The organism is Streptomyces sp. NPDC021020 (genome assembly GCF_044333285.1).
GTDB lineage: Bacteria > Actinomycetota > Actinomycetes > Streptomycetales > Streptomycetaceae > Actinacidiphila.
Map to the genome: position 1 here is coordinate 73,850 of NZ_JBIRQQ010000017.1, position 26,158 is coordinate 100,007.

20 protein-coding genes and 1 pseudogene are annotated in these 26,158 nt (G+C 72.2%); 7 read left to right on the forward strand and 14 right to left on the reverse strand.

The genetic code is table 11. The annotated features are described in order from the left end of the window. The first annotated feature begins 90 nt into the window (after nt 1-90). Both ACH4SL_RS35765 and ACH4SL_RS35770 read left to right on the forward strand, forming a co-directional pair. Entirely contained in the window at nt 91-2,274 is a 2,184-nt protein-coding gene (locus ACH4SL_RS35765; RefSeq protein ID WP_398454082.1) for a DEAD/DEAH box helicase, read from the forward strand. A 194-nt stretch (nt 2,275-2,468) separates the two neighbouring features. Further along, the gene (locus ACH4SL_RS35770; RefSeq protein ID WP_398454085.1) at nt 2,469-3,062 is read left to right on the forward strand and encodes a hypothetical protein; all 594 of its coding nucleotides are present in this window, start codon (nt 2,469-2,471) and stop codon (nt 3,060-3,062) included. Between the two features lie 34 nt (nt 3,063-3,096). On the opposite strand, the gene ACH4SL_RS35775 is transcribed toward ACH4SL_RS35770, so the two are convergent. The 7 genes from ACH4SL_RS35775 to nrdR form a co-directional block, all read right to left on the reverse strand. Further along, the gene (locus ACH4SL_RS35775; RefSeq protein WP_398454088.1) at nt 3,097-3,765 is read right to left on the reverse strand and encodes a hypothetical protein; all 669 of its coding nucleotides are present in this window, start codon (nt 3,763-3,765) and stop codon (nt 3,097-3,099) included. A 54-nt stretch (nt 3,766-3,819) separates the two neighbouring features. Next, on the reverse strand, nt 3,820-4,512 hold the full coding sequence (locus tag ACH4SL_RS35780) for a ribonuclease HII (protein WP_398454090.1): 693 nt from the start codon (nt 4,510-4,512) through the stop codon (nt 3,820-3,822). A gap of 48 nt (nt 4,513-4,560) precedes the next feature. Beyond that, the gene (locus ACH4SL_RS35785) at nt 4,561-5,466 is read right to left on the reverse strand and encodes an ADP-ribosylglycohydrolase family protein (protein ID WP_398454092.1); all 906 of its coding nucleotides are present in this window, start codon (nt 5,464-5,466) and stop codon (nt 4,561-4,563) included. A 124-nt stretch (nt 5,467-5,590) separates the two neighbouring features. Then, nucleotides 5,591-6,253 (reverse strand): histidine phosphatase family protein, encoded by a 663-nt coding sequence (locus ACH4SL_RS35790; RefSeq protein WP_398454094.1) that lies wholly within the window; start codon nt 6,251-6,253, stop codon nt 5,591-5,593. A gap of 82 nt (nt 6,254-6,335) precedes the next feature. Further along, nucleotides 6,336-6,941 (reverse strand): YdbC family protein, encoded by a 606-nt coding sequence (locus ACH4SL_RS35795; RefSeq protein ID WP_398454096.1) that lies wholly within the window; start codon nt 6,939-6,941, stop codon nt 6,336-6,338. A 157-nt stretch (nt 6,942-7,098) separates the two neighbouring features. Continuing rightward, nucleotides 7,099-9,978 carry a vitamin B12-dependent ribonucleotide reductase gene (locus ACH4SL_RS35800; RefSeq protein WP_398454099.1) on the reverse strand — a complete coding sequence of 960 codons (2,880 nt, stop codon included), beginning with the start codon at nt 9,976-9,978 and terminating at the stop codon, nt 7,099-7,101. A 122-nt stretch (nt 9,979-10,100) separates the two neighbouring features. Continuing rightward, the gene (gene nrdR / locus ACH4SL_RS35805; RefSeq protein ID WP_398454101.1) at nt 10,101-10,613 is read right to left on the reverse strand and encodes a transcriptional regulator NrdR; all 513 of its coding nucleotides are present in this window, start codon (nt 10,611-10,613) and stop codon (nt 10,101-10,103) included. 583 nt (nt 10,614-11,196) lie between these two features. On the opposite strand from nrdR, the gene lexA reads away from it, so the two are divergent. After that, nucleotides 11,197-11,976, forward strand: coding sequence for a transcriptional repressor LexA (lexA, locus tag ACH4SL_RS35810; RefSeq protein WP_398454104.1), 780 nt, complete (start codon nt 11,197-11,199; stop codon nt 11,974-11,976). A 79-nt stretch (nt 11,977-12,055) separates the two neighbouring features. On the opposite strand, the pseudogene ACH4SL_RS35815 reads toward lexA, so the two are convergent. Next, nucleotides 12,056-13,918, reverse strand: a pseudogene (locus tag ACH4SL_RS35815) (ATP-dependent DNA helicase); the annotation flags it as partial. Here ACH4SL_RS35815 and ACH4SL_RS35820 point away from each other — a divergent pair. The 3 genes from ACH4SL_RS35820 to ACH4SL_RS35830 are packed head-to-tail and all read left to right on the forward strand — an operon-like array spanning nt 13,800 to nt 16,497. Then, nucleotides 13,800-14,117 carry a hypothetical protein gene (locus ACH4SL_RS35820; protein ID WP_398454200.1) on the forward strand — a complete coding sequence of 106 codons (318 nt, stop codon included), beginning with the start codon at nt 13,800-13,802 and terminating at the stop codon, nt 14,115-14,117. The pseudogene ACH4SL_RS35815 and the gene ACH4SL_RS35820 sit on opposite strands and share 119 nt — an antisense overlap. Nucleotides 14,118-14,128: 11 nt before the next feature. Next, nucleotides 14,129-15,307 carry a hypothetical protein gene (locus tag ACH4SL_RS35825; protein WP_398454106.1) on the forward strand — a complete coding sequence of 393 codons (1,179 nt, stop codon included), beginning with the start codon at nt 14,129-14,131 and terminating at the stop codon, nt 15,305-15,307. Further along, nucleotides 15,304-16,497: a serine/threonine-protein kinase gene (locus ACH4SL_RS35830; RefSeq protein ID WP_398454109.1), complete on the forward strand. Its 1,194-nt coding sequence runs from the start codon at nt 15,304-15,306 to the stop codon at nt 16,495-16,497. Before ACH4SL_RS35825 ends, ACH4SL_RS35830 begins: the two co-directional genes overlap by 4 nt. A gap of 4 nt (nt 16,498-16,501) precedes the next feature. Here ACH4SL_RS35830 and ACH4SL_RS35835 read toward each other — a convergent pair whose 3' ends face one another. From ACH4SL_RS35835 to ACH4SL_RS35855, 5 genes are all read right to left on the reverse strand, one after another. Beyond that, nucleotides 16,502-17,029, reverse strand: coding sequence for an FHA domain-containing protein (locus ACH4SL_RS35835; RefSeq protein ID WP_398454111.1), 528 nt, complete (start codon nt 17,027-17,029; stop codon nt 16,502-16,504). A gap of 175 nt (nt 17,030-17,204) precedes the next feature. Beyond that, nucleotides 17,205-18,968: an IucA/IucC family protein gene (locus tag ACH4SL_RS35840; RefSeq protein WP_398454114.1), complete on the reverse strand. Its 1,764-nt coding sequence runs from the start codon at nt 18,966-18,968 to the stop codon at nt 17,205-17,207. Between the two features lie 69 nt (nt 18,969-19,037). Next, the gene (locus tag ACH4SL_RS35845; RefSeq protein WP_398454116.1) at nt 19,038-19,748 is read right to left on the reverse strand and encodes a GNAT family N-acetyltransferase; all 711 of its coding nucleotides are present in this window, start codon (nt 19,746-19,748) and stop codon (nt 19,038-19,040) included. A gap of 41 nt (nt 19,749-19,789) precedes the next feature. Then, nucleotides 19,790-21,649, reverse strand: a complete 1,860-nt coding sequence (locus ACH4SL_RS35850; protein ID WP_398454119.1) for an IucA/IucC family protein — start codon at nt 21,647-21,649, stop codon at nt 19,790-19,792. A gap of 55 nt (nt 21,650-21,704) precedes the next feature. After that, a complete protein-coding gene (locus ACH4SL_RS35855; RefSeq protein WP_398454203.1) occupies nt 21,705-23,099 on the reverse strand; it encodes a diaminobutyrate--2-oxoglutarate transaminase in 1,395 nt (464 codons plus the stop codon). 225 nt (nt 23,100-23,324) lie between these two features. On the opposite strand from ACH4SL_RS35855, the gene ACH4SL_RS35860 reads away from it, so the two are divergent. Beyond that, nucleotides 23,325-24,491 carry a trypsin-like serine peptidase gene (locus ACH4SL_RS35860; RefSeq protein WP_398454122.1) on the forward strand — a complete coding sequence of 389 codons (1,167 nt, stop codon included), beginning with the start codon at nt 23,325-23,327 and terminating at the stop codon, nt 24,489-24,491. Between the two features lie 96 nt (nt 24,492-24,587). On the opposite strand, the gene hflX is transcribed toward ACH4SL_RS35860, so the two are convergent. Then, nucleotides 24,588-26,084, reverse strand: coding sequence for a GTPase HflX (gene hflX / locus ACH4SL_RS35865; protein ID WP_398454124.1), 1,497 nt, complete (start codon nt 26,082-26,084; stop codon nt 24,588-24,590). Between the last annotated feature and the right edge of the window lie 74 nt (nt 26,085-26,158).

Sequence of the window (26,158 nt, forward strand, 5' to 3'; positions counted from 1 at the left end):
GAACGGCTGTGGACAACGCACGACCGGAGTTGTCCACAGGCTGCCCGGCGGAGTTGGCGCTCTGTCGGTGGCGTCCTGTTGCATGGAGCCATGACGGAAACCACCAGCGGGCTGCGTGCCGCCGCCGACATCGTCCTGAGCCGCCTCGTCGGGGCGGAGCCGGGTGCCGCCCGGCTCCGCGAAGACCAGTGGCGCGCGGTCGAGGCCCTCGTCGCGCACGCGCGCAGAACGCTGGTGGTCCAGCGCACGGGCTGGGGCAAGTCGGCGGTGTACTTCGTGGCCACCGCGCTGCTGCGCGAGCGGGGCGCGGGGCCGACGGTGATCGTCTCCCCGCTGCTCGCACTCATGCGCAACCAGGTGGAGGCCGCCGCCCGCGCCGGGATCACTGCCCGCACCATCAACTCCTCCAACGCGGAGGAGTGGAGCGGTATCGAGGCCGAGGTGGCGTCCGGAGAGGTGGACGTGCTGCTGGTGAGCCCCGAGCGGCTGAACAACCCGGATTTCCGGGACCAGGTACTGCCCCGTCTCTCGGCCACCACCGGGCTCCTCGTGGTGGACGAGGCACACTGCATCTCCGACTGGGGCCACGACTTCCGCCCCGACTACCGGCGGCTGCGCACGATGCTGGCCGAGCTCAAGCCGGGAGTCCCGGTGCTGGCGACGACCGCGACGGCGAACGCGCGGGTCACCGCCGACGTGGCCGAGCAGCTCGGCACGGGCACGACACCCGAGGACGACGCCGAGGGCACGCTCGTCCTGCGCGGTCCGCTGGACCGGGAGAGCCTGTCGCTGGGCGTGCTCGCCCTTCCGGACGCCGCCCACCGGCTGGCCTGGCTCGCCGACCACCTCGGCACGCTCCCCGGCTCGGGGATCATCTACACGCTCACCGTGGCGGCGGCCGAGGAGATCACCGCCTTCCTGCGACAGCGCGGATTCGCCGTGGCCTCCTACTCGGGCCGCACCGAGAACGCCGAGCGGCAGGAGGCGGAGGCGGATCTGCTCGCCAACCGCGTCAAGGCGCTGGTGGCCACATCGGCGCTCGGTATGGGCTTCGACAAGCCGGACCTCGGCTTCGTGGTGCACGTCGGCTCCCCGTCCTCACCGATCGCCTACTACCAGCAGGTCGGCCGCGCGGGCCGCGGCGTGGACCACGCCGAGGTCCTGCTCCTTCCCGGCCGCGAGGACGAGTCGATCTGGCGCTACTTCGCCTCCCTGGCCTTCCCGCCCGAGGAGCAGGTCCGCCGCACGCTGGCGGAGCTCGCGGCCGCGGACCGCCCCCTGTCGCTGCCCGCCCTGGAGAGCCGGGTCGACCTGCGGCGCTCCCGGCTGGAGATCATGCTCAAGGTGCTGGACGTCGACGGCGCGGTCCGCCGCGTGCGGGGCGGCTGGACGGCGACGGGCGAGCCCTGGGCATACGACACGGAGCGGTATGCCTGGGTCGCACGCCAGCGCGCCGCCGAGCAGCAGGCGATGCGGGAGTACGCGGGCACGACGGGATGCCGGATGGAGTTCCTGCGCCGCCAGTTGGACGACGACGAGGCCGCTCCGTGCGGACGCTGCGACAACTGCGCCGGGGCGCGCTTCCCCGTCGAGGTCTCCGAGCAGTCGCTCGCCCTGGCGCGCCAGGCCCTGGGCCGGCCGGGAGCGGAGCTGGAGCCGCGCAAGATGTGGCCCACCGGACTCGAAGCCGTCGGTGTCCCCTTCAAAGGACGCATCCCGGCGGGCGAGCAGGCGGCCACGGGCCGGGCGCTGGGAAGGCTGTCGGACATCGGCTGGGGCAACCGGCTGCGGCCGCTGTTCACGGAGGGTGCCCCCGACCGTCCCGTCCCCGCCGACGCCGTGGACGCGGTGGTGCAGGTCCTGTCGGACTGGGCGCGCGGCCCCGGCGGCTGGGCGAGTGGTGAAACCGGCGCTCCCGCGCGCCCGGCAGGCGTCGTCACCGTCGCCTCGCGGCGCCACGGCACCCTGGTGGACACGCTCGGCGCCGCTATTGCCGAGGTCGGACGGATGCCGCTGCTCGGCAGGGTCGAGTACGCCCCCGACGCCGACCCCGGATCCGTGCACCGCAGCAACAGCGCCCAGCGCGTACGGGCACTGCACGCGGCGTTCGTCCTGCCGCCGGAATTGCTTGAAGCCGTGAAGGCGGCGGGTGGCCCCGTCCTGCTCGTCGACGACATGGCGGACACCGGCTGGACACTCGCCGTGACCGCCCGGCTGCTCCGCCGGGCGGGCGCGACCGCGGTGTTTCCGCTGGTCCTGGCGGTCCAGGGCTGACGGACCGCACCAGCTGTACAGGCCACGGGATCTATCCGACGGACGGGCTCATTCCGGTCCGCGATGGCAATTGCCCGTTGCCGCACGGCAGTACGCGGGGAAGAATTGGACGCGGATCCCCGAACGGCTCTCCGAGCCCCCTGACCGGCGCACGCCCGCGGCCGGTCCACGGGTGTATCCGCGAAGGGAGGACCGTGACCATCGGGTTCGTTCCGGAGACGTCCTCCGCCGCCGCGTCCTCCGTGGCCCGCACGCTGGAGCCCGCCGAGTGGGCCGACATGGACGTGCCGCTGCTGGCCAGCCCCCGCGAGGTCGTCAAGGACCTGTACGCGCGGCATCTGCCGGCCCCGCCCACCGCGGTGGTCGCGGCCTACGACCCGGACGGGCGGATCCGCGCCAGCGCCTCCTTCGGCTACCGCACCGGCGTCGTCGACGGCTGGGAGCGCCGCAACGCCCTGCTGTCCCATCTCCGCCGGGTGATCCCGCACGACCTGCGCCTGCGCAATCCGGTGCGCACGGCGGTCCTGATGGTCAGCCGGGACGGGATACCCGGCTGGACCTCCGAGGACGGCGCGTGGATGTGGGGACTGCGGGACGCCTGCACCCTGCACGGGCTGCGCTGCGGCTCGTACGTGACGCTCACCTGCGACGGCTGGAACGTCATCGGGGAGAACCGCGCCGGGCGCACTCCCAACGCCGCCTCCTGGTCGCACACCCGCCCCGAGCCGCACCGGACGGACCCGGCGACCTCCATGACCAACGCCCTGCGCCAGGCGTCGGTGCGCTGAGCGCCCGGGGGCGGCGGACCGCCGGCCCGGACGCTCAGGCGCTGGCGCCCAGAAGGCTGTTGATGCGCGTCGGGTCCCCGCACACGATCAGCAGCACTCCGGCCCGGGACAGCGCACCGGCCAGGGCCTTCGGCAGCGTCTCGTCGCTGCCGCCGTTGAGCGCCACGATGACGACGGGCCGGCCGGCGGCGCGCGAGGCCGAGATGTCGGCGTAGAACACGTCGTCGGCGGCGTCGTGCTGGGCCCAGTACGACGCCTCGCCGAAGCTCAGCTCGTGGGACGCCCACGGGTGCTGCTCCCCGGTGGTGAGCACCAGGATCTCGCCGGGCGCGCGCCCGGTGTCGAGCAGCAGGTCGACGGTCTCGTCGGCCGCGTCGAGCGCTCCTTGCGCCGGGGCGGGGATGAGCTGGATCTGTGCGGCGCCGGAGGCGGAGTCGCGCTGGTCGGAGACGGCGGCGGGGGCGGCAGCCGCAGCGGGCTGGTTCGCAGCCGCGGGGGCGGTGGTGCCGACAGGGCCGCGCGGGGCGGCGCCGGAGGCGGCACCGACGGCGGCGACTGCCCTCGGCGGCCCGGGCCGCGGCGCGGCAGGCCGGGGCGGGTGAGGGACAGGACGGGGGGTCGACGCACTCCGGCCGCTGGTCGGAGCAGTGCGGGGACCCGGGACGCTCTCGTGAATCTGAGGCTCCTCGGGGGTGAGAGGCATGAGTTGATGTCTATCAAATGCGCACCGGATGCGCAGCGGGGGGTGGGTGCCGGATCAGAAATCGAAACCGAGTTGTTCCCCTGCGTCTTCCGTGGTGCGGACCTTCTTCAGGTGCTGCCAGCGCGGCAGCGTGTCCAGGTAGGACCATGTGAGCCGGTGCAGCGGTGTCGGCCCCCACTCCGCGAGTGCCGAGCGGTGGACGGGCGACGGATAACCGGCGTTGTCCGCGAAGGCGAACGGGGAGTATTCCGTGCCCAGTTCGGCCATCTGCCGGTCGCGGTGGACCTTGGCGATCACGGACGCGGCGGCGACCGCGACGCAGGACTGGTCGCCCTTGATCACCGTACGGACCCGCCACGGGCCGCCGCTGCCGAGGTAGTTGTGCTTGCCGTCGAGGATGACAGCCTCAGGGGGCTCGGGAAGTCCGTCGAGGGCGCGCAGCGCGGCCAGCCGCAGGGCGGCCGTCATACCCAGCTCGTCGATCTCCTCGGAGGAGGCCTGCCCGAGCGCGTAGGACGTCACCCAGCCGGTGAGCACGGCGGCCAGCCGGGTGCGGCGGTTGGGGGTGATGAGCTTGGAGTCGGTGAGCCCCTCGGGCGGGCGGCGCAGCCCGGTGACGGCCGCGCAGACGGTGACCGGCCCCGCCCACGCTCCACGGCCCACCTCGTCGATGCCTGCGACGGTCCTCACGCCGAGCGTGGCGCGCATCGAGCGTTCGACGGTGTGGGTGGGTGGTGGCTGGACCATGGCGGGAACCAGCCTACTCGCCGTCCGCGCGGCGCCTCCACCAGGGTTTCAGGACGCCGTGGCCCAGTCGGGCAGCGCTTCGGTCCGCTCGGTCCACAGGGCCGGCGGCTCGCCGCCGGGGCTCGCGGCGACGATGCCGCCGACGATGGCGCATGTGGTGTCCACGTCGCCGCCTGCCTTCGCGGTGGTCCAGAACGCCTGCCGGTAGTCGCCGAGATGGCGTGCGGCGGCCCACAGGGCGAAGGGCACGGTGTCGTGGGCGCTCGTGCGCCGCCCGCAGCCCAGCACGGCCGCGACGGTGCCGACGTCCGCGTAGTCCAGCATGTCGCCGGCCCGCCGGATGCCCGCCTGGACGGCGCTGCGCGGCACCAGGTCGACGACGGTGGCGAGCAGGTCGGCAGGGTCTTGCGGGCCCGCCGGATCCGCGGCGAGGGCGGCGGCCGCGGCGACGGCCATCGCGCCGGCCACCGCCTCGCGGTGCTGGTGGGTGGTGTAGGCGGAGATCTCGGCCTGGTGGGTGGCCTGGACGGGGTCGCCCGCGTACCAGGCGCCGAGCGGCGGAATCCGCATGGCGGCGCCGTTCCCCCACGATCCCTGGCCGTTGAAGAGCGCGGCGGCCAGCTCGCGCCAGTCGGCGCCTTCCTGGCGGATCAGCCGCAGCATGCGGCCCACGGCGGGGCCGTAGCCGCGGTCGAAGTCGTGGTGCTCGGCGAAGGACGCCGCGAGGGCGTCCTGGTCGATCCGCCCGTGGGCGCCGAGGACGGCGACGACCGAGCAGGCCATCTCGGTGTCGTCGGTCCACTGCCACGTGCCGGGCGGCAGCTCGCCGTTCTGGAGTGCGGAGTAGTGGGCGGGGACGAAGAACTGCGAGCCGAGGGCATCGCCCACGGCCAGGCCGCGGAGGCTGCCGAGCGCGCGGGCGGCCCGCGCGGAAGGGGAGGTGTGAGCCGTCATGACGTCGGAAACTCTGACATCGCGCCTCTTCCGGGTCAATCTCCTTGTGCCGAAACTCACCCGCCTCACAGATTTCTCCGGCCCCGCATCGCTTCGGCAACCCGGGAAATCCCCGGCCCTGCGCTCAGATGTCACCGCCGCCCGGCAGGCCGGGAGTGCACCAGCGCTCGAACGGCCGGTCCAGGCTGTAGCTGCCCGACGCCCCGAGGACCAGGACCCGCGTCTCGGCGTTGTCCGGGTTGGACAGGGCTTCGAACTCCTGGACCGTCCAGTGGAACCAGCGCATGCAGAAGAGCCGCATGGTCAGCCCGTGGGTGACGAGCAGGACGTTCGGCGGGAAGTCGTCCTTGTCGAAGGCGCGGTAGAGCGTTTCGAGGAAGGACCCGACCCGGTCGTGGACGTCCGCGCCGCTCTCCCCCATCGCAAAGCGGTAGAAGAAGTGCCCGTAGGCGTCGCGCGCCTTGCGCTGCCGGTGGATGTCCTCGATGTCCTGCCAGTTGCCCCAGTCCTGCTCGCGCAGCCGCGGCTCCTCCCTTGCCTGGGTGAGCCGTGGGTCCAGCCCCAGCGCGCGGAAGGTGTGCCACGTACGGCGGTACGGGGACACGAACGCCTGGACGCGCTCGTCGCCGAACAGCTCCCGCAGCCGCATCCCGGCTTCGGTGGCCTGGCGCAGGCCCTTCTCTGTCAGCTCCAGGGCGTGGTCCGGCACCCGCTCGTAGATGGTGTCGTCGGAGTTGCCCTGGGACTCACCATGCCGGATGAGCACGATACGGCGAGGACGTCCCATGTGGATCACCCTATGGTGCGATCCGGCCGTTGGCTTGCCAGGGCCCCGGAAAGCGGCCGCCCGCGGCGCCGCGGGCCGGGGCTCAGACGGTCCACTCCGGCACCACGTCCACGAGGTCCCCCGCCACGGACAGCACGTCGGCGTCCAGGTCGGCCCGCTGCGACAGCCGCGCCACCGAGCCCTCGCGGTATTTGCCGTGCTCGGTCGCGGAGTCCCACGCCGAGAGCACCAGGAAGTCGCCGTCGGCCCCCTCGGCGAAGACACCGCGCAGCATCCCGGGCGAGCCCGCCATGGCCGGATTCCAGACCCGCTCCTGCATCTGGACGAAGTGGTCGACGCGGTCCGGACGCACCTTACACAGCGCCACCCGCAGCAGGTCGGCGTCGGAGAAGCGCGGCTCGAACCCGACCTTGACGTCCAGCCGGTGGGCGAAGGTCCGCGCGGCGAGCATCTCGTACGTGCCCGCCTGCGCCGACGCCATCTCCTCGTAAGGACCGGCCATGAACGCGTCGTAGGACCGCTGCCCGTCCCAGAAGGCGAAGAGGTGCGCGACCCCTGGCTGGGAACGGCTCCAGCCACCGCCCTGCCCGTGGAATCCCGGGCGGTTCCTGAGCGGCGCCCACCCGCGTTGACCCCGGTCGAAGCCGTCCTGGTCGAGGACTCCGCAGCGTATCCACTTCACCAACACCGCGCCATCGTAGTGGCGCGCGGCCCGCCGTTCGTCCCCCTCCGCCGCACCCGTCCGGACGCGGACAGGGGTGGGGACACGGCCAGACCGTTTCCCCACCCCTGTCACACGCGAAACCGGCCGGTCAGCGGATCAGCCGAACGTGCGATCCGCCGGATCAGCTGCAGCCGCTCGTCGAACCGCAGCCCTCGCACAGGTAGCAACTGCCCGCGCGGCGCATCTTCGTACCGCAGGAGAAGCACAGCGGGGCGTCGGCGTTGAGGCCGAGCTGGATCTCCAGCAGTTCGGTGGAGTTGTGCGCCTCCTTGGGCGCCGGTGCGGCCGCGGCCGGCTTGGCCACGGTCAGCGGCGCACGGGGCTCGACCTGCCGCGGCGCGGACTGCGCCAGGCCCTCGACGTCGACGTCGTCCTCGGCCGCCTCGTACGAGCCGGTGTCGAGGTGGCGCTGCCTCTCGGAGGCGGAGTGGATGCCGAGCGCGGAGCGGGTCTCGAAGGGCAGGAAGTCCAGCGCCAGGCGGCGGAAGATGTAGTCGACGATCGACTGCGCCATCCGCACGTCCGGGTCGTCCGTGAGTCCGGCCGGCTCGAAGCGCATGTTGGTGAACTTCGAGACGTACGTCTCCAGCGGCACGCCGTACTGCATGCCCACGGACACCGCGATGGAGAAGGCGTCCATCATGCCCGCCAGGGTCGAGCCCTGCTTGGACATCTTCAGGAAGACCTCGCCGAGGCCGTCGTCCGGGTACGAGTTCGCCGTCATGTAGCCCTCGGCGCCGCCCACGGTGAAGGACGTCGTGATGCCCGGACGGCCCTTGGGCAGGCGCTTGCGCACCGGGCGGTACTCCACGACCTTCTCGGCCGCCACGGGCGCGGCAGCGGTCTTCTCGTCCTTCGCCTCGTCCTTCTTCTTCGCCGACAGCGGCTGGCCGACCTTGCAGTTGTCGCGGTAGATGGCCAGCGCCTTCAGGCCGAGCTTCCAGCCCTCGTAGTAGACCTCCTCGACCTCCTCGACGGTCGCCGACTCCGGCAGGTTCACCGTCTTGGAGATCGCGCCGGACAGGAAGGGCTGCGCGGCGGCCATCATCCGCACGTGGCCCATGGCCGAGATGGCCCGCTCGCCCATGGCGCAGTCGAAGACCTCGTAGTGCTCCTGCTTGAGGCCGGGGGCGTCGACGACGTTGCCGTGCTCGGAGATGTGGGCGACGATCGCCTCGATCTGCTCGGGCTGGTAGCCGAGCCTGCGCAGCGCGGTCGGGACCGTGTTGTTCACGATCTGCATCGAGCCGCCGCCGACCAGCTTCTTGAACTTCACCAGGGCCAGGTCCGGTTCGACACCCGTGGTGTCGCAGTCCATCATCAGGCCGATGGTGCCGGTCGGCGCGAGCACCGACGCCTGGGCGTTGCGGAATCCGTTCTTCTCGCCGAGGCGCACCACGTCCTGCCAGGCCTCGGTCGCCGCGGCCCACACCGGGGTGTCCAGGTCGTCCATCCGCAGGGCGGCGCCGTTGGCGTCGGCGTGCTGCTTCATGACGCGCCGGTGGGCGTCCGCGTTGCGGGCGTAGCCGTCGTAGGGGCCGACGACCGCGGCGAGCTCCGCGGACCGCTTGTAGGACGTACCGGTCATCAGCGAGGTGATGGCGCCGGCCAGCGCGCGGCCGCCGTCGGAGTCGTACGCGTGGCCGGTGGCCATCAGCAGGGCGCCGAGGTTGGCGTAGCCGATGCCCAGCTGACGGAAGGCGCGGGTGGTCTCGCCGATCTTCTCGGTCGGGAAGTCGGCGAAGCAGATGGAGATGTCCATCGCCGTGATGACCAGCTCGACGACCTTGGCGAACCGCTCGACGTCGAAGGACTGGCTGCCCTTGCCGTCGTCGCGCAGGAACTTGAGCAGGTTCAGCGAGGCCAGGTTGCAGCTGGAGTTGTCCAGGTGCATGTACTCGCTGCACGGGTTGGACGCGGTGATGCGCCCGGTCTCCGGCGAGGTGTGCCAGTGGTTGATCGTGTCGTCGTACTGGATGCCCGGGTCGGCACACGCCCAGGCGGCCTCCGCGAGCTTGCGGAAGAGCGACCGGGCGTCGATCTGCTCGATGACCTCACCGGTCATCCGCGCGCGCAGGCCGAAGGCCGACCCCGACTCGTACGCCTTCATGAACTCGTCGTTCACACGGACCGAGTTGTTGGCGTTCTGGTACTGGACGGACGTGATGTCGTCGCCGCCCAGGTCCATGTCGAAGCCCGCGTCCCGCAGGGCGCGGATCTTCTCCTCCTCCTTGACCTTCGTCTCGATGAAGGCCTCGACGTCCGGGTGGTCGACGTCCAGCACGACCATCTTGGCGGCGCGGCGGGTGGCACCGCCCGACTTGATGGTGCCGGCCGACGCGTCGGCGCCGCGCATGAAGGAGACCGGGCCCGAGGCGTTTCCGCCGGAGGACAGCAGTTCCTTGGAGGAGCGGATACGGGACAGGTTCAGGCCCGCGCCCGAGCCGCCCTTGAAGATCATGCCCTCTTCCTTGTACCAGTCGAGGATCGACTCCATGGAGTCGTCGACGGACAGGATGAAGCAGGCGGAGACCTGCTGGGGCTGGGCGGTGCCCACGTTGAACCAGACCGGCGAGTTGAAGCTGAAGACCTGGTGCAGGAGCGCGTAGGTCAGCTCGTGCTCGAAGACCTCGGCGTCCTCGGGGGAGGCGAAGTAGCCGTGCTGCTCACCGGCCTTGCGGTAGGTGAGCACGACCCGGTCGATCAGCTGGCGCAGGCTCTTCTCGCGCTGCGGGCTGCCCACAGCGCCGCGGAAGTACTTGCTGGTGACGATGTTGACCGCGTTCACCGACCAGAAGCCGGGGAACTCGACACCACGCTGCTCGAAGTTGATCGAGCCGTCGCGCCAGTTGGTCATGACGACATCACGGTGCTGCCACTCCACCTCGTCGTACGGATGCACGCCGGGAGTGGTGTGGATGCGCTCCATGCGCAGCCCCTTGCCTGCTTTGGACCCCTTGGTGCGGGAACCGCGCGCCGGGCCGCTCGTCGTCTCTGTCATGCCGCCTCCCTATACGGGCAAAAACGCCCTGATGTGCCCGGATCTTCCCCGCGGCACGGTGATGTTCATGGCCTCGGCGCGTGGCGGCGCTCCGGCAGCTGTGTGGTTCTCCCGCGCGCCGCTCAGTCGGCGGCGGATGCGGGCGCGGGGACACCGAGGTCCTCGTCGAGTCCGCCAGGAGTGGTGGGTGGCAGCTGCTCGCGCAGCTCCGTGATGGCCCTCTCGAAGTCCTCGAGCGAATCGAACGCGCGGTAGACCGAGGCGAACCGCAGATACGCGACGAGGTCGAGGTCCTGGAGCGGGCCCAGTATGGCCAGCCCCACGTCGTGGGTCGACAGCTCGGCGCTGCCGGTGGCCCTGACCGCCTCCTCGACGCGCTGCCCGAGCTGGGCCAGGGCGTCCTCGGTGACGGGACGGCCCTGACACGCCTTGCGCACGCCGGCGATGACCTTGCTGCGGCTGAAGGGCTCGGTGACGCCGCTGCGCTTGATCACCATCAGTGACGCCGTCTCCACGGTGGTGAAGCGGCGGCCGCAGTCCGGACACTGGCGGCGACGGCGGATCGAGGTGCCGTCGTCCGTGGTGCGGCTGTCGACGACGCGGCTGTCGGAGTGCCGGCAGAAGGGGCAGTGCATCGTTCCTACTCCCTCCCTCGCTCCATGGTGAGCGCGCACGACGACGAGGCTTCCGCAGCGTCGTACGACCCCGCGGAGCAGCCCCAAGCATAGGTGATTCCCCGGGCGTTGGCCCCGCGGGGCCGCCGTCCGGACCACAACCGGTGGTGGTGGAACCCTATCCAACCACTAGATGTTGCTCCGGCGCATCCGGCCCCGTCGTTAGCGCGTGTCGCGGGCCGCCGGACGGAGAGGGCGGCGGGGGCGCATACCGGGGCAGCCCGGGGAAGGTGATGACACACTGGAAAGCGGCGCCACCCGAGCGTCACGGCGCTCCCGGAGCGGAACGCGGACCGCGGCGTCCGGGGCGCGGCGAGCGGGTCGGGACGGCTCGCCGGACGACTCGCACACCCTCTCGGAATCGAACTTCCCTTCGATCAATACACCCGGTACCTTGATCACGTCAGCGGATTTATGCAAATTCACTCGAACGTGTGTTTGGCGCAACCTTTCGAAACCCACTACCGTTGTACTAACTGCCCGCGGCTGGGAAGCGGGCCTCCCGCACTTCACGCGGTGGGAGAACATCTCGAAAGGGGCCGCCGTGACCACCGCCGCAGAGAGCGCCACAGCGACATTGACCGCCCATGACCGCTCCCCCGATCGAATCGGCCCGTTGGACGTGATGAACGAAGAGAACAGCCCGAAGCCCGCGCGCTCCCTGCCCGGACGGCCCCCGGGTATTCGCGCCGACAGCTCCGGTCTCACCGAACGCCAGCGCAGGGTCATCGACGTCATCAGGGATTCGGTCCAGCGCCGCGGATACCCGCCGTCCATGCGGGAAATCGGCCAGGCCGTGGGTCTGTCGAGCACCTCGTCGGTCGCCCATCAGCTGATGGCGCTCGAACGCAAGGGTTTTCTGCGGCGCGACCCGCACCGGCCCAGGGCGTACGAGGTCCGCGCCTCCGAGGCCGGGCACCCGCAGCCCACCGACACCTCGGGCAAGCCGTCGGCGTCCTACGTCCCGCTCGTCGGCCGGATCGCGGCAGGCGGCCCCATCCTCGCCGAGGAGTCGGTGGAGGACGTCTTCCCGCTGCCCCGCCAGCTCGTGGGCGACGGTGAGCTGTTCGTGCTCAAGGTGGTCGGCGACTCCATGATCGAGGCCGCGATCTGCGACGGCGACTGGGTCACCGTCCGCCGCCAGCCCGTCGCCGAGAACGGCGACATCGTGGCGGCCATGCTCGACGGCGAGGCCACGGTCAAGCGCTTCAAGCGGGACAACGGCCATGTCTGGCTGCTGCCGCACAACGCCGCCTACCAGCCCATTCCCGGTGACGAGGCCACCATCCTGGGCAAGGTCGTGGCGGTGCTCCGCCGGGTCTGACGCCACCGGGTCCTCCGCGTGCCCCGGAAACCGTACGACGGTTCCGGGGCCGGGCCCGTTTCCCCCCGGCCCCGAGCGCTCAGGCCTTGGCCGCCGCGTCGATGGCGGCGAGCGAGCGGCGTACCTGGTTGCGGTCCGTCGTGTACCAGAGGTCCGGCATGGACGCCCGCAGAAAGCCGCCGTACCGGGCGTTGGCGAGCCGCGGGTCCAGCACGGCGACGACACCGCGGTCGCCGGAGGCCCTGATCAACCGGCCGGCGCCCTGCGCCATCAGCAGCGCCGCGTGCGTGGCGGCCACCGCCATGAAGCCGTTGCCGCCGTGCTCCTCCACCGACTTCTGCCGCGCGCTCATCAGCGGGTCGTCGGGGCGCGGGAACGGGATCCGGTCCATCACCACCAGCTGGCAGTTGACCCCCGGCACATCCACTCCCTGCCACAGCGACAGCGTGCCGAACAGGCACGTCTCGGCGTCCTCGGAGAAGGTCCTGATCAGCTCACCCAGCGTCTCCTCGCCCTGCAGCAGCACAGGATTCTTCAGCCGCTCCCGCATCGCCTCCGCGGCGGCCTGGGCGCCGCGCATGGACGAGAACAGCCCGAGCGTGCGGCCGCCGGCGGCCTCGATGAGCTCGGCCAGCTCGTCCAGCATGTCCTCCCGGCCGGCGTCCCGGCCGGGAGGGGACAGATGCCTGGCCACGTAGAGGATGCCCTGTTTGCGGTAGTCGAAGGGCGATCCGACGTCGATGCCCTTCCAGGGCGCCTGCTCTTCACCCGCCGTCCCCGCCGCCGCCAGGCCGAGGGACGCCGCGACACCGTTGAAGTCGCCGCCGAGCTTCAGCGTGGCCGAGGTGAGGACGACCGAGCGCTCCGTGAACAGCTTCTCCCGCAGCAGACCGGACACGTTGAGCGGGGCGACGCGCAGCGAGGCGCCGTAGCGGTCGTGCCGCTCGCACCAGACCACGTCGTACTCGGAGGCGGAGACGAGCCGCTCGCTCACCTCGTGCACGTTCTCGACGGCGGCCAGGGCCTGCTTGCGCACCGCGTCCTCGTCCTGGACGGACTTGTCGCGGGTGTCGCCCAGCGAGGTGATCACCAGACGGCAGGCGTCGCGCAGCGCCGCCAGGACGTACAGCAGATCCTCCGGGACGGGCTCCAGGCGGCCCGGCAGGGCCAGTTCCATGATCCGCTCGAAACCCTCGGAGGCGCTCATCAGCGCGTCCGCCGCCTTCTCGTTGACCAGCCGGGCGGCGCGCTTCACCGCGCGGTTCACGCTGCCGGGGGTGAGCTCGCCGGTGGCGACGCCGGTGACGCGGGAGACCAGTTCGTGCGCCTCGTCGATGATCAGCACCTCGTGGCCCGGCAGCACCGGTGTGCCCTCGATGGCGTCGATCGCCAGCAGCGCGTGGTTGGTGACGACCACGTCCGCCAGCTTGGCCCGCTCGCGGGCGGCCTCGGCGAAGCACTCCGCGCCGTACGCGCACTTGGTGGCACCCAGGCATTCACGCGAGCTGACCGACACCTGGCCCCACGCCCGGTCCGAGACGCCGGGGGTGAGGCCGTCGCGGTCGCCGGTCTCCGTCTCGTCCGCCCAGTCGCGCATACGGAGCAGGTCCTGGCCGAGCTTGCTGGTCGGCGCGGCTGCCTCGAAGGGGTCGAAAAGGCCCTCTTCGTCGTCCTGCGGCACTCCTTCGTGCAGGCGGTGCAGGCACAGGTAGTTCGACCGGCCCTTGAGCATCGCGAACTGCGGCTCACGGCGGAGCAGCGGCCGCAGGGCGGTGACCGTCCGCGGCAGGTCGCGCTCGACGAGCTGGCGCTGGAGCGCGAGGGTGGCGGTCGCCACGACCACCCGTTCGCCGTGGGCGAGAGCGGGCACCAGATACCCGAGGGACTTGCCGGTCCCGGTACCGGCCTGGACGAGCAGATGCGACTTGTCGTCCACGGCAGCGGCGACGGCCTCGGCCATGGTGACCTGGCCGGCCCGCTCCACCCCGCCGACGGCGGTGACGGCGGCGTGCAGCAGGTCGGTGAGCGCGGATGGTGGCGTGTCAGTCATAGGAGGGCAAGCCTACGGGCAGCCACCGACAACGCCGTCCGCGAGCGCTCGCCCGGCCTTCCGCCGGACCGGTCCCGTCCCGCGGTGCTAATTTCTGGTCACATGCCGTTCGAGCGCCGCCTGACTCTGGACACCTCAGCCGCGGAGTACGTGATCGACGTCGCCAACGTGGTGCGCGAGCCGGCCCTCGGCGGGGAGCGCGCCGCGGATCTGGGCAGGCTCGCGGGTGTCCTCGACGCCCTGGCCGGCTTCGCCCGCGACCCGGCCGTCCAGGTCTATGCCATCACCGACCGGTCACTGCTCACCGACGGCCGCCTCACCCCCGCAGAGCGGCAGGATCTGAACCGCTGGTACGCCGACGGCATGCTGGAGGTGCTGCCCCGCGCGGACGACCGCATCCTGGAACTGGCCGACGCGCTCGGCCTGCGCGTGGTCAGCGCCGACAACTTCCTCGACTTCCACCGCGCCTACCCCTGGATACCCGGCGACCGGGACCGCTTCCTGCGCCCGGTGCTCCTCCCCGACGGGCGGATCGGGGTGCGCCCGCGGATCATGCCGGTGCCCGAGGAATGGCAGGTCTCGCGCAAGGAGGAGGAAGGGCTGCTGCTCCAGGCCGGGGTGGTCCGCCGCTGGGAGCACTCGGCCGCGCACCGCGCGGTGCTCGGCCGCGAGTGGCGGTGCCCGGAGCGGGGCTGCCCGCTGTTCGGCTCCGCCGACCGGCCCGGCACCGCGCTGCCGCGCCGCCGCAAGGACCGGGTGCTGTGCCCGACGCACGGTGTGCCGCTCGCCGACGCCGGTCCGCGCCGCCCCCGCACCCAGGTCAAGGTGGTGATGGACGGGACCGTACGCGGCCGCTTCATGGTGACCGAGGGCGAACCGGTGGCGGTGGGCCGGGCACCGGCGGGCGGCGGGGTGGCGCTGGGCGCGTGGATCGACGACACCGCGGTCGACTCGGTGAGCCGCAGCCATGTCGTACTCGCCTACGACGGCAGGACGCTGAGCGTGCTGGACGAGCGCAGCGCCAACGGGACGCGGGTGCGGCGCCGGCTGCCCGGCAACGACACGGTGGAGGCGCTGCCGCACGGTGTCGTCCGCGCCTTGCGCAGAGGCGAGTCGGTGGTGCTCCACGAGCGCCTGGAGCTGCTGCCGAGCGGGCGCCAGTTCGTCTTCGAGGAGGACCCGACGGACGGTACGGTCGGACCGCAGGACGGCGGCGCGCTCGCGGAACCCACCATGATGCGCCTGCCGTTGCACGACATCGACGGAACGGGGTGCGCGTGACGGGCGAGGTGGCTGTCGGCACGGTCCTCAACGGCCGCTACCGGCTGGAGGAGTTCCTGGGCGGCGGCGGGTTCGGGCAGGTCTTCGCGGCCGTCGACCAGAGCCTGGGGCGCCGGGTCGCGGTGAAGGTGCTCATGCTGCGCGCCGAGTGGGCGGAGATCGAGCGCAGCGAACGGCAGGGGCGCTTCCGCCGGGAGGCCGTCGCAGCGGCGGCGCTGAGCCATCCCAACGTGGCGACGATCCACGACGCGGGCGAGCACCAGGGACGGCCCTTCCTCGTCATGGAGTTGCTGCCCGGCACCGATTTCCGGCGGGTATTGCTGGACCGCGGCGGGCTGCCCGTACCGGATGTCATCGCCTACGGCGCGCAGATCTGCGCGGGGCTCCAGCACGCGCACGAACGCGGCCTGGTGCACCGCGACATCAAGCCCGAGAATCTGATGCTGCTGCCGGACGGGGTCGTCAAAATCTGCGACTTCGGTCTGGTCACCCACCGGGACTCCGACGCGACGCGATATACCGAGCCGCAGGCGCTGCTGGGATCGCCGCCGTATTTCGCCCCCGAGCAGGCGCAGGGCGGGGAGGTCACCGCACGGTCCGACCTGTATTCGCTCGGCTGCGTGCTCTACGCCATGCTCGCGGAGGGCCCGCCCTTTACCGCGGGGAATTACATCGGCTACGCATATCTCCACGTGCACGAGGAACCCGAGCCGATCGTCCACCGCAGACCCGAGGTTCCCGCGGAACTGGCGCGTCTGGTGCACCAGTTGCTGGCCAAGAAACCTGCCGACCGGCCGTCCGGCGCCGGGGAGGTGGCCGAGCGGCTGCGCGCCATGATGCGGCCCGCCGCGCTGCGGCGGACACCCACCGCCCTCGACCGCGGGGCTCGCCACCTGGTCTGGACGCTGATCGAGGAGGGCGAGGCGCTGCTGTCCGCGGGACGCTTCCACGAGGCCGACGAGCGGTACTGGCAGGCCCGCCAGCAGGTCGTGCGCCAGGGTGCGGACAACGAACCGGCATCTTTTGCCGCGCTTTTCGGCCGTGCCCGCGCCCTGGAGGGCCTGAACGGGGTGCACGCCGCGCGCCGGCAGTTCGAGGAGCTGGCGGAGAGCGCCGCGGCGGCCCTGGGGGCGGACCATCCGCTGGCCCGCTGCACCGCCGCCTACGCGTCGGTCAGGGCCGCACGCTGACCGGTCAGGACAGCACGTTGACGTGCACGTCCGCGGCGAGCCGGAAGGTGTCGCCCGGCCGGAGCGGCGTGGGCTCGTTGGGCGTGAGGCGGTAGCCGCGGACGAAGGTGCCGTTGGTGGAGTCCTCGTCGGTGATCCAGGCCGAACCGTTCGTCTCGACGCCGACCTTCGCGTGGATGCGGGACAGGTTGTCGCGCCGGGCGAGGAAGGTGACGGCCGGGCACAACTGCGGGTCGCGGCCGAGCCGTATCGAATAGCCGGCCGTCACCTCCACGATCTCCCCGTCGGGGAAATGCAGGCGCAGGACGTGCAGGGGGACGTCTCGGCGGGTGCCGGCCGGCCGGGGCGGGGTCCCCGGGAGGACGCTGATGACCCGGGTGTGCTCGGTGTCCTCGACGTCCACGTCGGCGGCGCCGCGCCCCGGCGCCGCGTCCTGCGGCTCGGCGGGACCGTGCGGCGCGGGACGCGGCAGCCGCTCGGTGATCGCGGTCGGGGAGGCGGACGGCACAGCCGCGGCGTGCACGGACGCCATCAGCGCGAAGGGTACGAAGCAGCCTTGGCAGACCAGTTGCCCGGCGAACGAACCAGGCGTGCCGCATTCGGGGCAGGACCCGACGCCTGTTTCCTCGCGCATCCGCCCCTCATCCCTCCGCGGTACGACCGTGCGGCGATCGTATCTTCCGCGCGCGGGGTGCCGCCGCCCGTCGTCAGAGCGCGTACAGGGGATTGGGCACCGAGCCGTGGACCGCGGCGTGCGGGCGCTGGGCGCGGTCGCGGTAGCCGTCGAGGTGCAGGCGGTTGCGGTTGAGGCACAGCCGGTCGATGCGGGGGGTGAGGAGGTCGAAGGCGGCGAAGCGCTCCTTGAGTTCGGGGAAGCGGTCGTGGTGGCGGACGATCTCGTCGCGCACCAGCTGCCAGAAGGCGGCCTCGGGCACCCCGAGCTGCTCCTCGCACAGCGGCGCCAGGTAGCGCAGCACACCCACGAAGAGTCCGGAGTGGATGAACTGCGTCAGGAAGGCGGGCTTCTCCGTCAGCAGCACCGACCTGACCTCACCGGGCATGGCGGCGTGCTCGGGGAGCGTCTCCGCACTGACGTTGACGTCGTCGACGAAGTCCTTGACCGCGAGCCGCACCGGGATGTCGTGCTCGTCGAAGACCACGATGGCGTTCTCCCCGTGCGGGGAGAAGACGGTGCCGTAGCGGTAGAGGAAGTGCAGCAGCGGCGGCAGCAGGGCGCCGAAGAGGTGCTGCAGCCAGACGGAGGGGGCCAGCCCGGAGCGCTCGACCAGCTCCGCGGTGAACGAGCGGCCGTCCGGGTCGGTGTGCAGCAGTGCGGCCAGCGTACGGGCGCGTTCGCCGGCCTCCAGATGCGCGGCCAGCGGCTCGCGCCAGATACAGCCCAGCAGCTCGCGGTACTGGTACGGCACTGTGGGCAGCCGGTCGAACTGCGGGTGCGCCACCGACACCGAGGCCACCTCGCCGAGCAGGATGACCCGTGTCTCGTCCCGCAGAAACGAATCGCCCGCCCGCAGCCCGTGCACCCATGAGGTGACGGCGGGGGCGGCGAGCGTCCGCTCGGTGGGCAGCCCGCGCCACACCAGGGTGTTCAGCACCGACAGCGGCAGCTTGACCGTACGGCGCTGCGGACGGCTGGCGTTGAGGAAGGTCCGTACGGACTGCTGGGGCACCCGGAGGTCGTTGTCGGTGCCCAGGTGCATGATGGATCCGTCGGCGATCGCGGGCGCGAAGAGCGGCAGGACGACGTTCTCCCACTGCCAGGGGTGCACGGGCAGCAGGAGGTGGTCCGCGGGGTTGCGGTTGCGGTCGGCGATGGCGTGGTGGAAGGCGTCGAGGGTGGGCGGCGGCAGCTCGTCGGCGTAGAGCAGATCGGGGGTGGCCAGGGTGTCGACACCGCGGTACCGGGCGAGGCTGTGGTGGACGGCGATCCACGGCAGCCGGTGCTGTCTGCGGCTCTCGGGGGCCCAGCGGGCGGCGTCGGCGTCCGAGAATCCGATACGCCCCTTGTTGGCGACGAGCCAGGGGTGCCCGGTCTGGTGCCCTTCCAGTTCGGCGTAGTCGAGGTCGGCGAGTTCTGCCGCGCAGAGCGCATCGGCGTCGAGCCGCAGGTCGGCGCGCAGGGTCGTGAGGATCTCGCGCATCAAGTGCCCTGTGGTGTCCCCGCTGAGCCCGAGCACGCTTTCGTGGGCGTGGCTGAGGAAGTGCAGCGGGTCACCGCTCGGGCCGATGCTTCCCGGGTCCACCTGCCAGCTGCCGTAGGCGCCCCGGCGGGCGTGGAAGCGGTAGGTCAGCGTGTCGCTGAGCGCGAGCCGGTAGGCGGCCGGTCCGGCGGCGGGATCGGGCTCCGGTGCGATCACCTCCTCGTAGGCGAATTCGGCGAGCATCTTCGCCAGCAGTCGCCGGGCCGCTCGCTGCCAGGCGGCCGCGTCGGAGGGCGGGGAGGTGGTGATCACGGTGACTCCTGCGGGGCCGGGGTGCCGACGGGACGAGACGGGACGGAAGGGAAGGGGGCGGGTGGATGGTCAGAGCACGCGCCGCAGCGCACGGTCGCGGACCATGAGGGCAGCCCGCTTGCCGGGCAGGGGGAATTCCGCCGACAGCCGGAAGCCGGCGCCGAGGAAGGCGGCGACGGACGCGGTGTTGCGGATGTCGGGCTCCGCGACGACGCGGGTGCAGGCGGGCCGGTGCTGGAGGATCAGGTCGGCGACCGCCCTGATCAGGGTGCCGCCGAGGCCGCGGCCGCGATCGGTCCCACCGCCGATGAGCAGGTGGATGCCGATGTCCTGCGGCCGGGCCGGGTAGTGCCGTGCCAGCGGGTCCAGATCGGCGCGGTAGATCTCCCAGTAGCTCATCGCCCGGCCGTCGAGCAGGCCGAGACAGGGGACGCTGCGCCCGTCGCCGAAGGTCTGCGCCGCGATGTGGCGCCGGGTCAGCGACGGCTCTCCCGCCAGCTCCCAGAACGCCGCGACCGCAGGGTCGTTCATCCAGTGGCTGACAAGAGCCAGGTCGCGGTCGGCGTGGGCGGGCACGAGACGGAAGGCACCCGCGCAGGTGCCGGCGGCGGCCCAGTCCGCGATGCGGCCGACCAGGGCGGTGCTGTGCGCCGCGGGCGGCCCGGCGACGGGGCCGGGCGCCCGCGACTCGCTCTCCCCGGGGATGCCGAGCAGGGCGAGGAAGTCCGGCGGCAGCCTCAGATCCAGAGTGTCCTCGGTATCGGAGTCCGCTGGTGGCACGGTGGCTCCTCCTCTCCTCGGCAGGTCCGGCCGCCGCGCGCTCAGGCGGCCAGCGGGTTGGGCACGGTGACGTACACCGACTGTGTGTCGACCGGCCCGACGAGTTCGTCCATGCCGTGCAGCCGGGTCAGCAGGTTGGCCTTGCAGCGCAGCTCCCGGCTGCTCAGCAGCCGCTCGGGAAGGCCGCTCCGGCCGGCGGGGCCGGGCTCCGCGGCAACCGCTGCGAGGAAGCGGCGGAAGGCGGCGAGGAGCACGCGCTCGTCGGCGAGCCGCTGTGATCCGAGAGCGCCGACCAGGCCGAAGACGTTGTTGATGCCGACGTAGTAGGCCAGGCGCTCGTCGGCGACCTCGTCGGCCACGAAGGTGTCGCTACCGGCCCCGATACCGGGCAGCCGGCCTTCCAGGTCCGCCCGGTGCGAGAGGCGGAAGTAGTAGCCCTGGTTGTCCCGGTAGCGCCCTCCGCAGGGCCATCCGTCGGCGTCCAGCAGGACGAGGGTGTTCTGCTGGTGGGCTTCCAGGGCGATGCCCGCCTCCCCGTCCAGCCACAGCAGCGGGCGGACCACCGCGTCGAGGTAGCGCAGGAACCACTCGGTGGCGACCGCGGGCACGGACCGCCCGGTCCGCGCGGCCAGGCGGTCGATGGTGCGGGCCAGCCGGGATCGCAGCGTGAGGGCGGAGCCGTCAGCGGGCCAGGGGCGCGGCGAGGTCAGCCCCGCGAGGCAGTGGGCCCGGTCACCAGGACCGAACGGGTTGTGCCGCAGGACGACGTCGAGCCCCGGCACGGGTACGCCGTCCGGGGTGTCGACGGCGAGCCACGCGGGGTCGCGCACGATGTCGAAGCCGGGGTGGGCGGCGTGCCACCGGGCGGCGAGTCCGCTGCGCAGCAGCCGGTGCACCTCGGTGCCCCGCAGGAGCTCCTTGCGCAGGTTCTCCCGCCGGGAGTTGGTGATCCGCACGCCGAGCGACAGCTTGAGCATCGCGGGCGCGTCGGGGCGGTAGACGGTGCGGACCGAGGAGGTGGGGTGCCACGGGTCGCCGTGCGGGCCGAGGTCGCGCAGCAGCCCGGCGTCGAAGAGCGCCTGCACGCCCGGCCGGTGGCGGATGTCCCGGGCCTGCCACGGATGCAGTGGCAGCAGCGCGGCGGCGCCGGGGCAGGACTGCTGCGGTCCGCCGAGGGAGCCGATCAGGTCGACCGCCCCGATCGGCCGTCCGCCCTCGGTCCAGGCGGAGTCGGTGGCGAGCACGGAGGCGTCGACGGCGAGCCAGTGCAGCCGGAAGGAGCTGCGTGTCTCCGGGGAGTAGGCGGCGCATTCGGCGTCGCCGAGTCCTTCGCGGCTCTTCGGCGCCGGGTGCATGGAATGGCCGAAGACGAGGGCCTGCTCGGAGTCGAGGAAGGGCAGCTCGGGGTCGTCGCAGGCCGTGGAACGGCCCAGCGCGCGCCGCTCGGTGACGAAGCCGGCCGTGCGGCGGACGGAGTCGGCCACCCGGGCCACCATGTCGGCGGCTTCCGCGGGCACACCGCCGCCTTCGCGGGCGAGCAGCGCGGACAGGCCGACGGCGCTCAGCTCGGGGCCCTCGGCGGTCAGCCGCACGGGGCCGAAGCGGTGGTGGCCGGTCGGCGACCAGTAGCGGACCGCCGCGCGGGCCTCGGTGCCGCTGGCCGGCAGCGGGATCCGCAGCTCGGCGTCGGTGGGGGCGGGCAGACTCCGCTCGCGTACCCAGCAGCGCAGCAGGTTGTCGGTGCCCGCCGCGTCGGCGACGGCGTAGGCGTCCGGGTGGTGCAGCGGGTCGGGTCCCGTCTCCGCCGGGGGTACGGCGTCGTCCGGCAGCGGCGGGCGCGGGAAGGGCACGGTGGTCGGTTCGGCCGCCGGGGCCGTGCCGGATTGTGCGGGGGCGGTCATACGGGGGCTCCACTGGTGACGGCCGCGGGGCTGCGGAGGGTGCGGGGGACCTGCGTCATGCGGCCGCGCCCGGTGCGGCGGCCTGGGCGGCTTCGATGGCTCCGGCGAGGCGTTCGAGTACGGCCTCGGCCTGCTCGTCGGTAATGGTCAGCGGCGGCAGCAGCCGGATGACGCTGCCGTGCCTGCCGCCCAGTTCGACGATCAGGCCGCGCCGCAGGGCCTCCCGCTGGACGGCGGCCGCCAGGTGGGGCGCGGCGGGCAGGGCTCCGTGGTCGTCGGTCTCCCCGCGGGTGTCGACGATCTCCACGCCGATCATCAGGCCGCGGCCGCGTACGTCGCCGATGCAGGGGTGCTGCGCGGCCAGCCCGCGCAGCGAGCGGAGCATCCGGGCGCCGAGGGATTCGGCGCGCGCGTGCAGGGCGTTCCGCCGCACGAAGCGCAGCGTCGCGGTGCCCGCGGCCATGGCCAGCTGGTTGCCGCGGAACGTCCCGGCGTGGGCGCCGGGCAGCCAGCCGTCCATCTCCTCGCGGTAGACGATGACGGCGAGCGGCAGACTGCCGCCGATGGCCTTGGACATCACCATGACGTCCGGCACGATGCCGCTGCGTTCCACCGCCCAGAAGGTGCCGGTCCGGCCGACGCCGGTCTGCACCTCGTCCACGATCAGCGGGATGCCGCGCTCCGCGGTGATCTGCCGCATCCGCCGCAGCCAGCCGTCCGGAGCGGGCACGACACCGCCCTCGCCCTGCACCGCTTCCAGCAGCATCGCGGCAGGTGCCTGGACACCGCCCTTGGGATCGTCCAGCAGGTGCGCCGTCCAGCGCGCGGCGAGTGCGGCTCCCCGGTCACCGCCGACGCCGAACGGGCAACGGTAGTCGTACGGGTACGGCAGCCGGGTGACCTGCGTGTCCGGGCCGCGTACCGCCGCCCGGACCGCGGTGTCGCCGGTCGCGGCGAGGGCCGCCGACGTCATGCCGTGGTAGGCGCCGGAGAAGGCCAGCAGCCCGTCGCGCCCGGTGGCGATCCGGGCCAGTTTGATGGCCGCCTCGACCGCGTCCGTCCCGGCCGGGCCGCAGAACTGGATGCGCCCGTGCTCTGCGAGCTCCCGTGGCAGGGTCTCGAACAGGGCGGTGGTGAAGTCGTCCTTCACCGGGGTCGCGAGGTCGAGGACGTGCAGCGGGGCGCCGGAGTCGAGGACGCTCCTGATCGCTTCGAGCACCACGGGGTGGTTGTGGCCGAGCGCGAGCGTGCCCGCCCCCGACAGGCAGTCCAGATAGCGCCGGCCGTCCGCGCCCTCGACCGTCATACCGCGGGCGCGGACCGGGACGACGGGCAGCGCGCGCGCATATGTACGGGCCGCCGACTCGCGCTGCGCCTGTCTGCGCAGGATCCCCTCGGCGGCCGTGAAGTCGTCGGCCGGCGCCGTGAGCTGTCCCGGCACGCTGGAAATGGCCGCCACGCGCTGTCTCCTCCGAGTCGCCTGCTGTTCGGTCGTCCCCCTTCCGTACTAACGACGCGGTGACGGACCGATCACGGCCCGCACCCAGATCTTTCCGGGCGGGAACCGTCCGGCGCCGGGTGACCGTCCCTCAATCCGGTGACGTGCCCGAGGCGTCACCCGTGCCGGACGTGCGAGGGCCCTTCGGCACGCCGACTCCGCAGGGGGCTCACGTTCATGTCATCGATAGGCCGGCCGTTCCTGGCAGTCGCAGCCGCCGTGGTGCTCGTCGCCACGGCAGCCGCGTGCGATTCGTCGGACGACGGGGGCGACGGCAAGCCCACACCCACCCGGACGGTGACGGCCAAGCAGAAATTCGACCTCTCCCTCCCGACCGCGCTGCCCACCAGCGTCTCCGACCTGAAGAAGTGGGAGGACGCGTACAAGCGCGGCGCGTGGAAGAACTGGGACAAGGACCAATGGCTGCGCAAGGCGGCCGACTTCGTCAACCCGGTGATCGCCGGTCTGTGGAACGACGACCGGATGAAGGGCGCCGACCCCGGTGACAAGAACGTCCCGGCCGATGTCCCCGCCGACCAGGGCCAGACGGACCGGACGCCCACTCCGGTGGCCGCCAAGTCCGTGGCCACGCCTTACCACAAGAGCGCGCCCGACGTCGGGAAGCTGTTCTTCGACAGCCCCAAGGGGTCGATGGTGTGCTCGGCGACGGTGATCCAGGACCCGGCGCACCCGGGCAAGTCCAACCTGGTGTGGACGGCGGGTCACTGCGTGCACGCGGGGGCGGATGGCGGCTGGTACCGCAACATCGCCTTCGTGCCCGCCTACAACGACCAGGGCCGGAACGCGGCGGCACTCAAGGGGGCCAAGCGGGACGCGCTCGCGCCGTACGGGGTGTTCTGGGCCGACGGTGCCGCGACGTCGCAGCAGTGGATCGACACCGGCGCGGAGGAGGGCGGCAGCGGATCGCCGTACGACTTCGCGGTGCTGCACGTGACTCCGGAGAAGGGCGGCAAGTCCCTTGAGGAGACGGTCGGCTCGGCCATGCCGGTGTGGTTCGACGCCCCGGCGACCGCCGAGGTCGGCACGCTGGACGCGTGGGGGTATCCCGCGGCCCCGCCGTTCGACGGCCAGCGGATGTACAACTGCGCGGACAAGCCGGGGCGGCTGTCGCTGGACTCCGCACAGCCGACGGAATACCGCATCGGCTGCACCATGACGGCGGGTTCGTCGGGCGGCGGCTGGTTCGCCACGAAGCCGGACGGGACGACGGCGCTGGTCAGCAACACCTCGATCGGCCCGGTCACGGCGACCTGGCTGGCGGGCCCCCGGCTGGGGGCGGAGGCCAAGAAGGTCTACGACTCGGTGGTCGCCAAGTTCAGCTGAGGCAGCGAATGTGTAAGGGGCGCGTCACCATGGTGACGCGCCCCTTACCTGTTGCCTGTGCGCAGGCGCCCTGCCGAAGGGCGGGGCGCCTGCGGATCAGTGCTGGACGGCGAGGGCGAACGGGGCCAGCTCGGCCGCCAGTTCCTCGTGCACCCGCACCTTGATCAGTGTTCCGTCACCGGTGTGCTCCTCGGAGAGGACCTCGCCACCGGCGTGGACACGGGAGACCAGCCCGCCGTGGGTGTACGGCACCAGGGCCTCCACCTCGACGTCCGGGCGCGGCAGCTCGTCGTCGATCATCTGCAGCAACTCGGCGATGCCCCGGCCCGTGCGGGCCGAGACCACGATGGCGTGCTTCTCGTTGCGCAGCAGGCGCTGGAGCACCAGCGGGTCGGCCGCGTCCGCCTTGTTGACGACGATGATCTCCGGCACGTCGAGCGCGCCCACGTCGCGGAACACCTCGCGGACCGCGGCCAGCTGCTCCTCGGGCGCGGGGTGCGAGCCGTCGACCACATGCAGGATCAGGTCGGCGTCGGCGACCTCCTCCATCGTGGAGCGGAACGCCTCCACCAGGTGGTGCGGCAGGTGCCGGACGAATCCGACGGTGTCGGCGAGGGTGTAGAGCCGCCCGCCGGGCGTCTCCGCACGGCGTACGGTCGGGTCGAGGGTGGCGAACAGCGCGTTCTCCACCAGGACGCCCGCGCCAGTGAGCCGGTTGAGCAGCGACGACTTGCCGGCGTTGGTGTATCCGGCGATCGCCACCGACGGCACCTTGTGACGCCGGCGCTCCTGGCGCTTGAGGTCGCGGCTGGTCTTCATCTCCGCGATCTCCCGGCGCATCTTGGCCATCTTCTCGCGAATGCGCCGCCGGTCGGTCTCGATCTTGGTCTCACCGGGACCACGGGTGGCCATACCGCCGCCGGACGAGCCGGAGCCGCCACCACCCATCTGCCGCGACAGCGACTGGCCCCAGCCGCGCAGCCTCGGCAGCATGTACTGCATCTGCGCGAGCGCGACCTGCGCCTTGCCCTCACGGGACTTCGCGTGCTGGGCGAAGATGTCCAGGATCAGCGCCGTCCGGTCGACGACCTTGACCTTGACCACGTCTTCGAGGTGGATGAGCTGGCCGGGGCTCAGCTCACCGTCGCACACGACGGTGTCCGCACCCGTTTCCAGCACGATGTCCCGCAGCTCGTGGGCCTTGCCCGAGCCGATGTAGGTGGCCGGGTCGGGCTTGTCACGGCGCTGGACGACACCGTCCAGGACGAGGGCGCCCGCAGTCTCGGCGAGCGCCGCGAGTTCCGCGAGGGAATTCTCGGCGTCGTGCACCGTTCCGGAGGTCCACACCCCGACGAGCACCACGCGCTCCAGGCGGAGCTGCCGGTACTCGACCTCGGTGACGTCCTCCAGTTCGGTGGAGAGCCCCACGACCCGGCGCAGAGAGGCGCGATCGTCGCGGTCGAGCTGATCGCCGTCCCGGTCTCCGTCGATCCGCGCGCTCCAGGCGACGTCCTCCTCCATCAGGGCGTCGGCCCGAAGGCTCTCGGCGAGGCGCTGGCGATCGTGCGTGGAGGAAGAAAAAGAGGAGGTCATCTGATCCTTTGGTAGCGCGGTTGTGGGTCGGGCACGCCTACGTGCCGTCATTACGATGGTCGCACGCCGGGCCG

Excerpts from the sequence above, each read along its gene's own strand:
- ACH4SL_RS35765 (WP_398454082.1), top strand. The coding sequence starts at position 91 with ATGACGGAAACCACCAGCGGGCTGCGTGCCGCCGCCGACATCGTCCTG.
- ACH4SL_RS35775 (WP_398454088.1), bottom strand. The coding sequence starts at position 3,765 with ATGCCTCTCACCCCCGAGGAGCCTCAGATTCACGAGAGCGTCCCGGGT.
- ACH4SL_RS35780 (WP_398454090.1), bottom strand. The coding sequence starts at position 4,512 with ATGGTCCAGCCACCACCCACCCACACCGTCGAACGCTCGATGCGCGCC.
- ACH4SL_RS35785 (WP_398454092.1), bottom strand. The coding sequence starts at position 5,466 with ATGACGGCTCACACCTCCCCTTCCGCGCGGGCCGCCCGCGCGCTCGGC.
- ACH4SL_RS35790 (WP_398454094.1), bottom strand. The coding sequence starts at position 6,253 with ATGGGACGTCCTCGCCGTATCGTGCTCATCCGGCATGGTGAGTCCCAG.
- ACH4SL_RS35800 (WP_398454099.1), bottom strand. The coding sequence starts at position 9,978 with ATGACAGAGACGACGAGCGGCCCGGCGCGCGGTTCCCGCACCAAGGGG.
- nrdR (WP_398454101.1), bottom strand. The coding sequence starts at position 10,613 with ATGCACTGCCCCTTCTGCCGGCACTCCGACAGCCGCGTCGTCGACAGC.
- ACH4SL_RS35825 (WP_398454106.1), top strand. The coding sequence starts at position 14,129 with ATGCCGTTCGAGCGCCGCCTGACTCTGGACACCTCAGCCGCGGAGTAC.
- ACH4SL_RS35835 (WP_398454111.1), bottom strand. The coding sequence starts at position 17,029 with ATGGCGTCCGTGCACGCCGCGGCTGTGCCGTCCGCCTCCCCGACCGCG.
- ACH4SL_RS35850 (WP_398454119.1), bottom strand. The coding sequence starts at position 21,649 with ATGACCGCCCCCGCACAATCCGGCACGGCCCCGGCGGCCGAACCGACC.
- ACH4SL_RS35860 (WP_398454122.1), top strand. The coding sequence starts at position 23,325 with ATGTCATCGATAGGCCGGCCGTTCCTGGCAGTCGCAGCCGCCGTGGTG.
- hflX (WP_398454124.1), bottom strand. The coding sequence starts at position 26,084 with ATGACCTCCTCTTTTTCTTCCTCCACGCACGATCGCCAGCGCCTCGCC.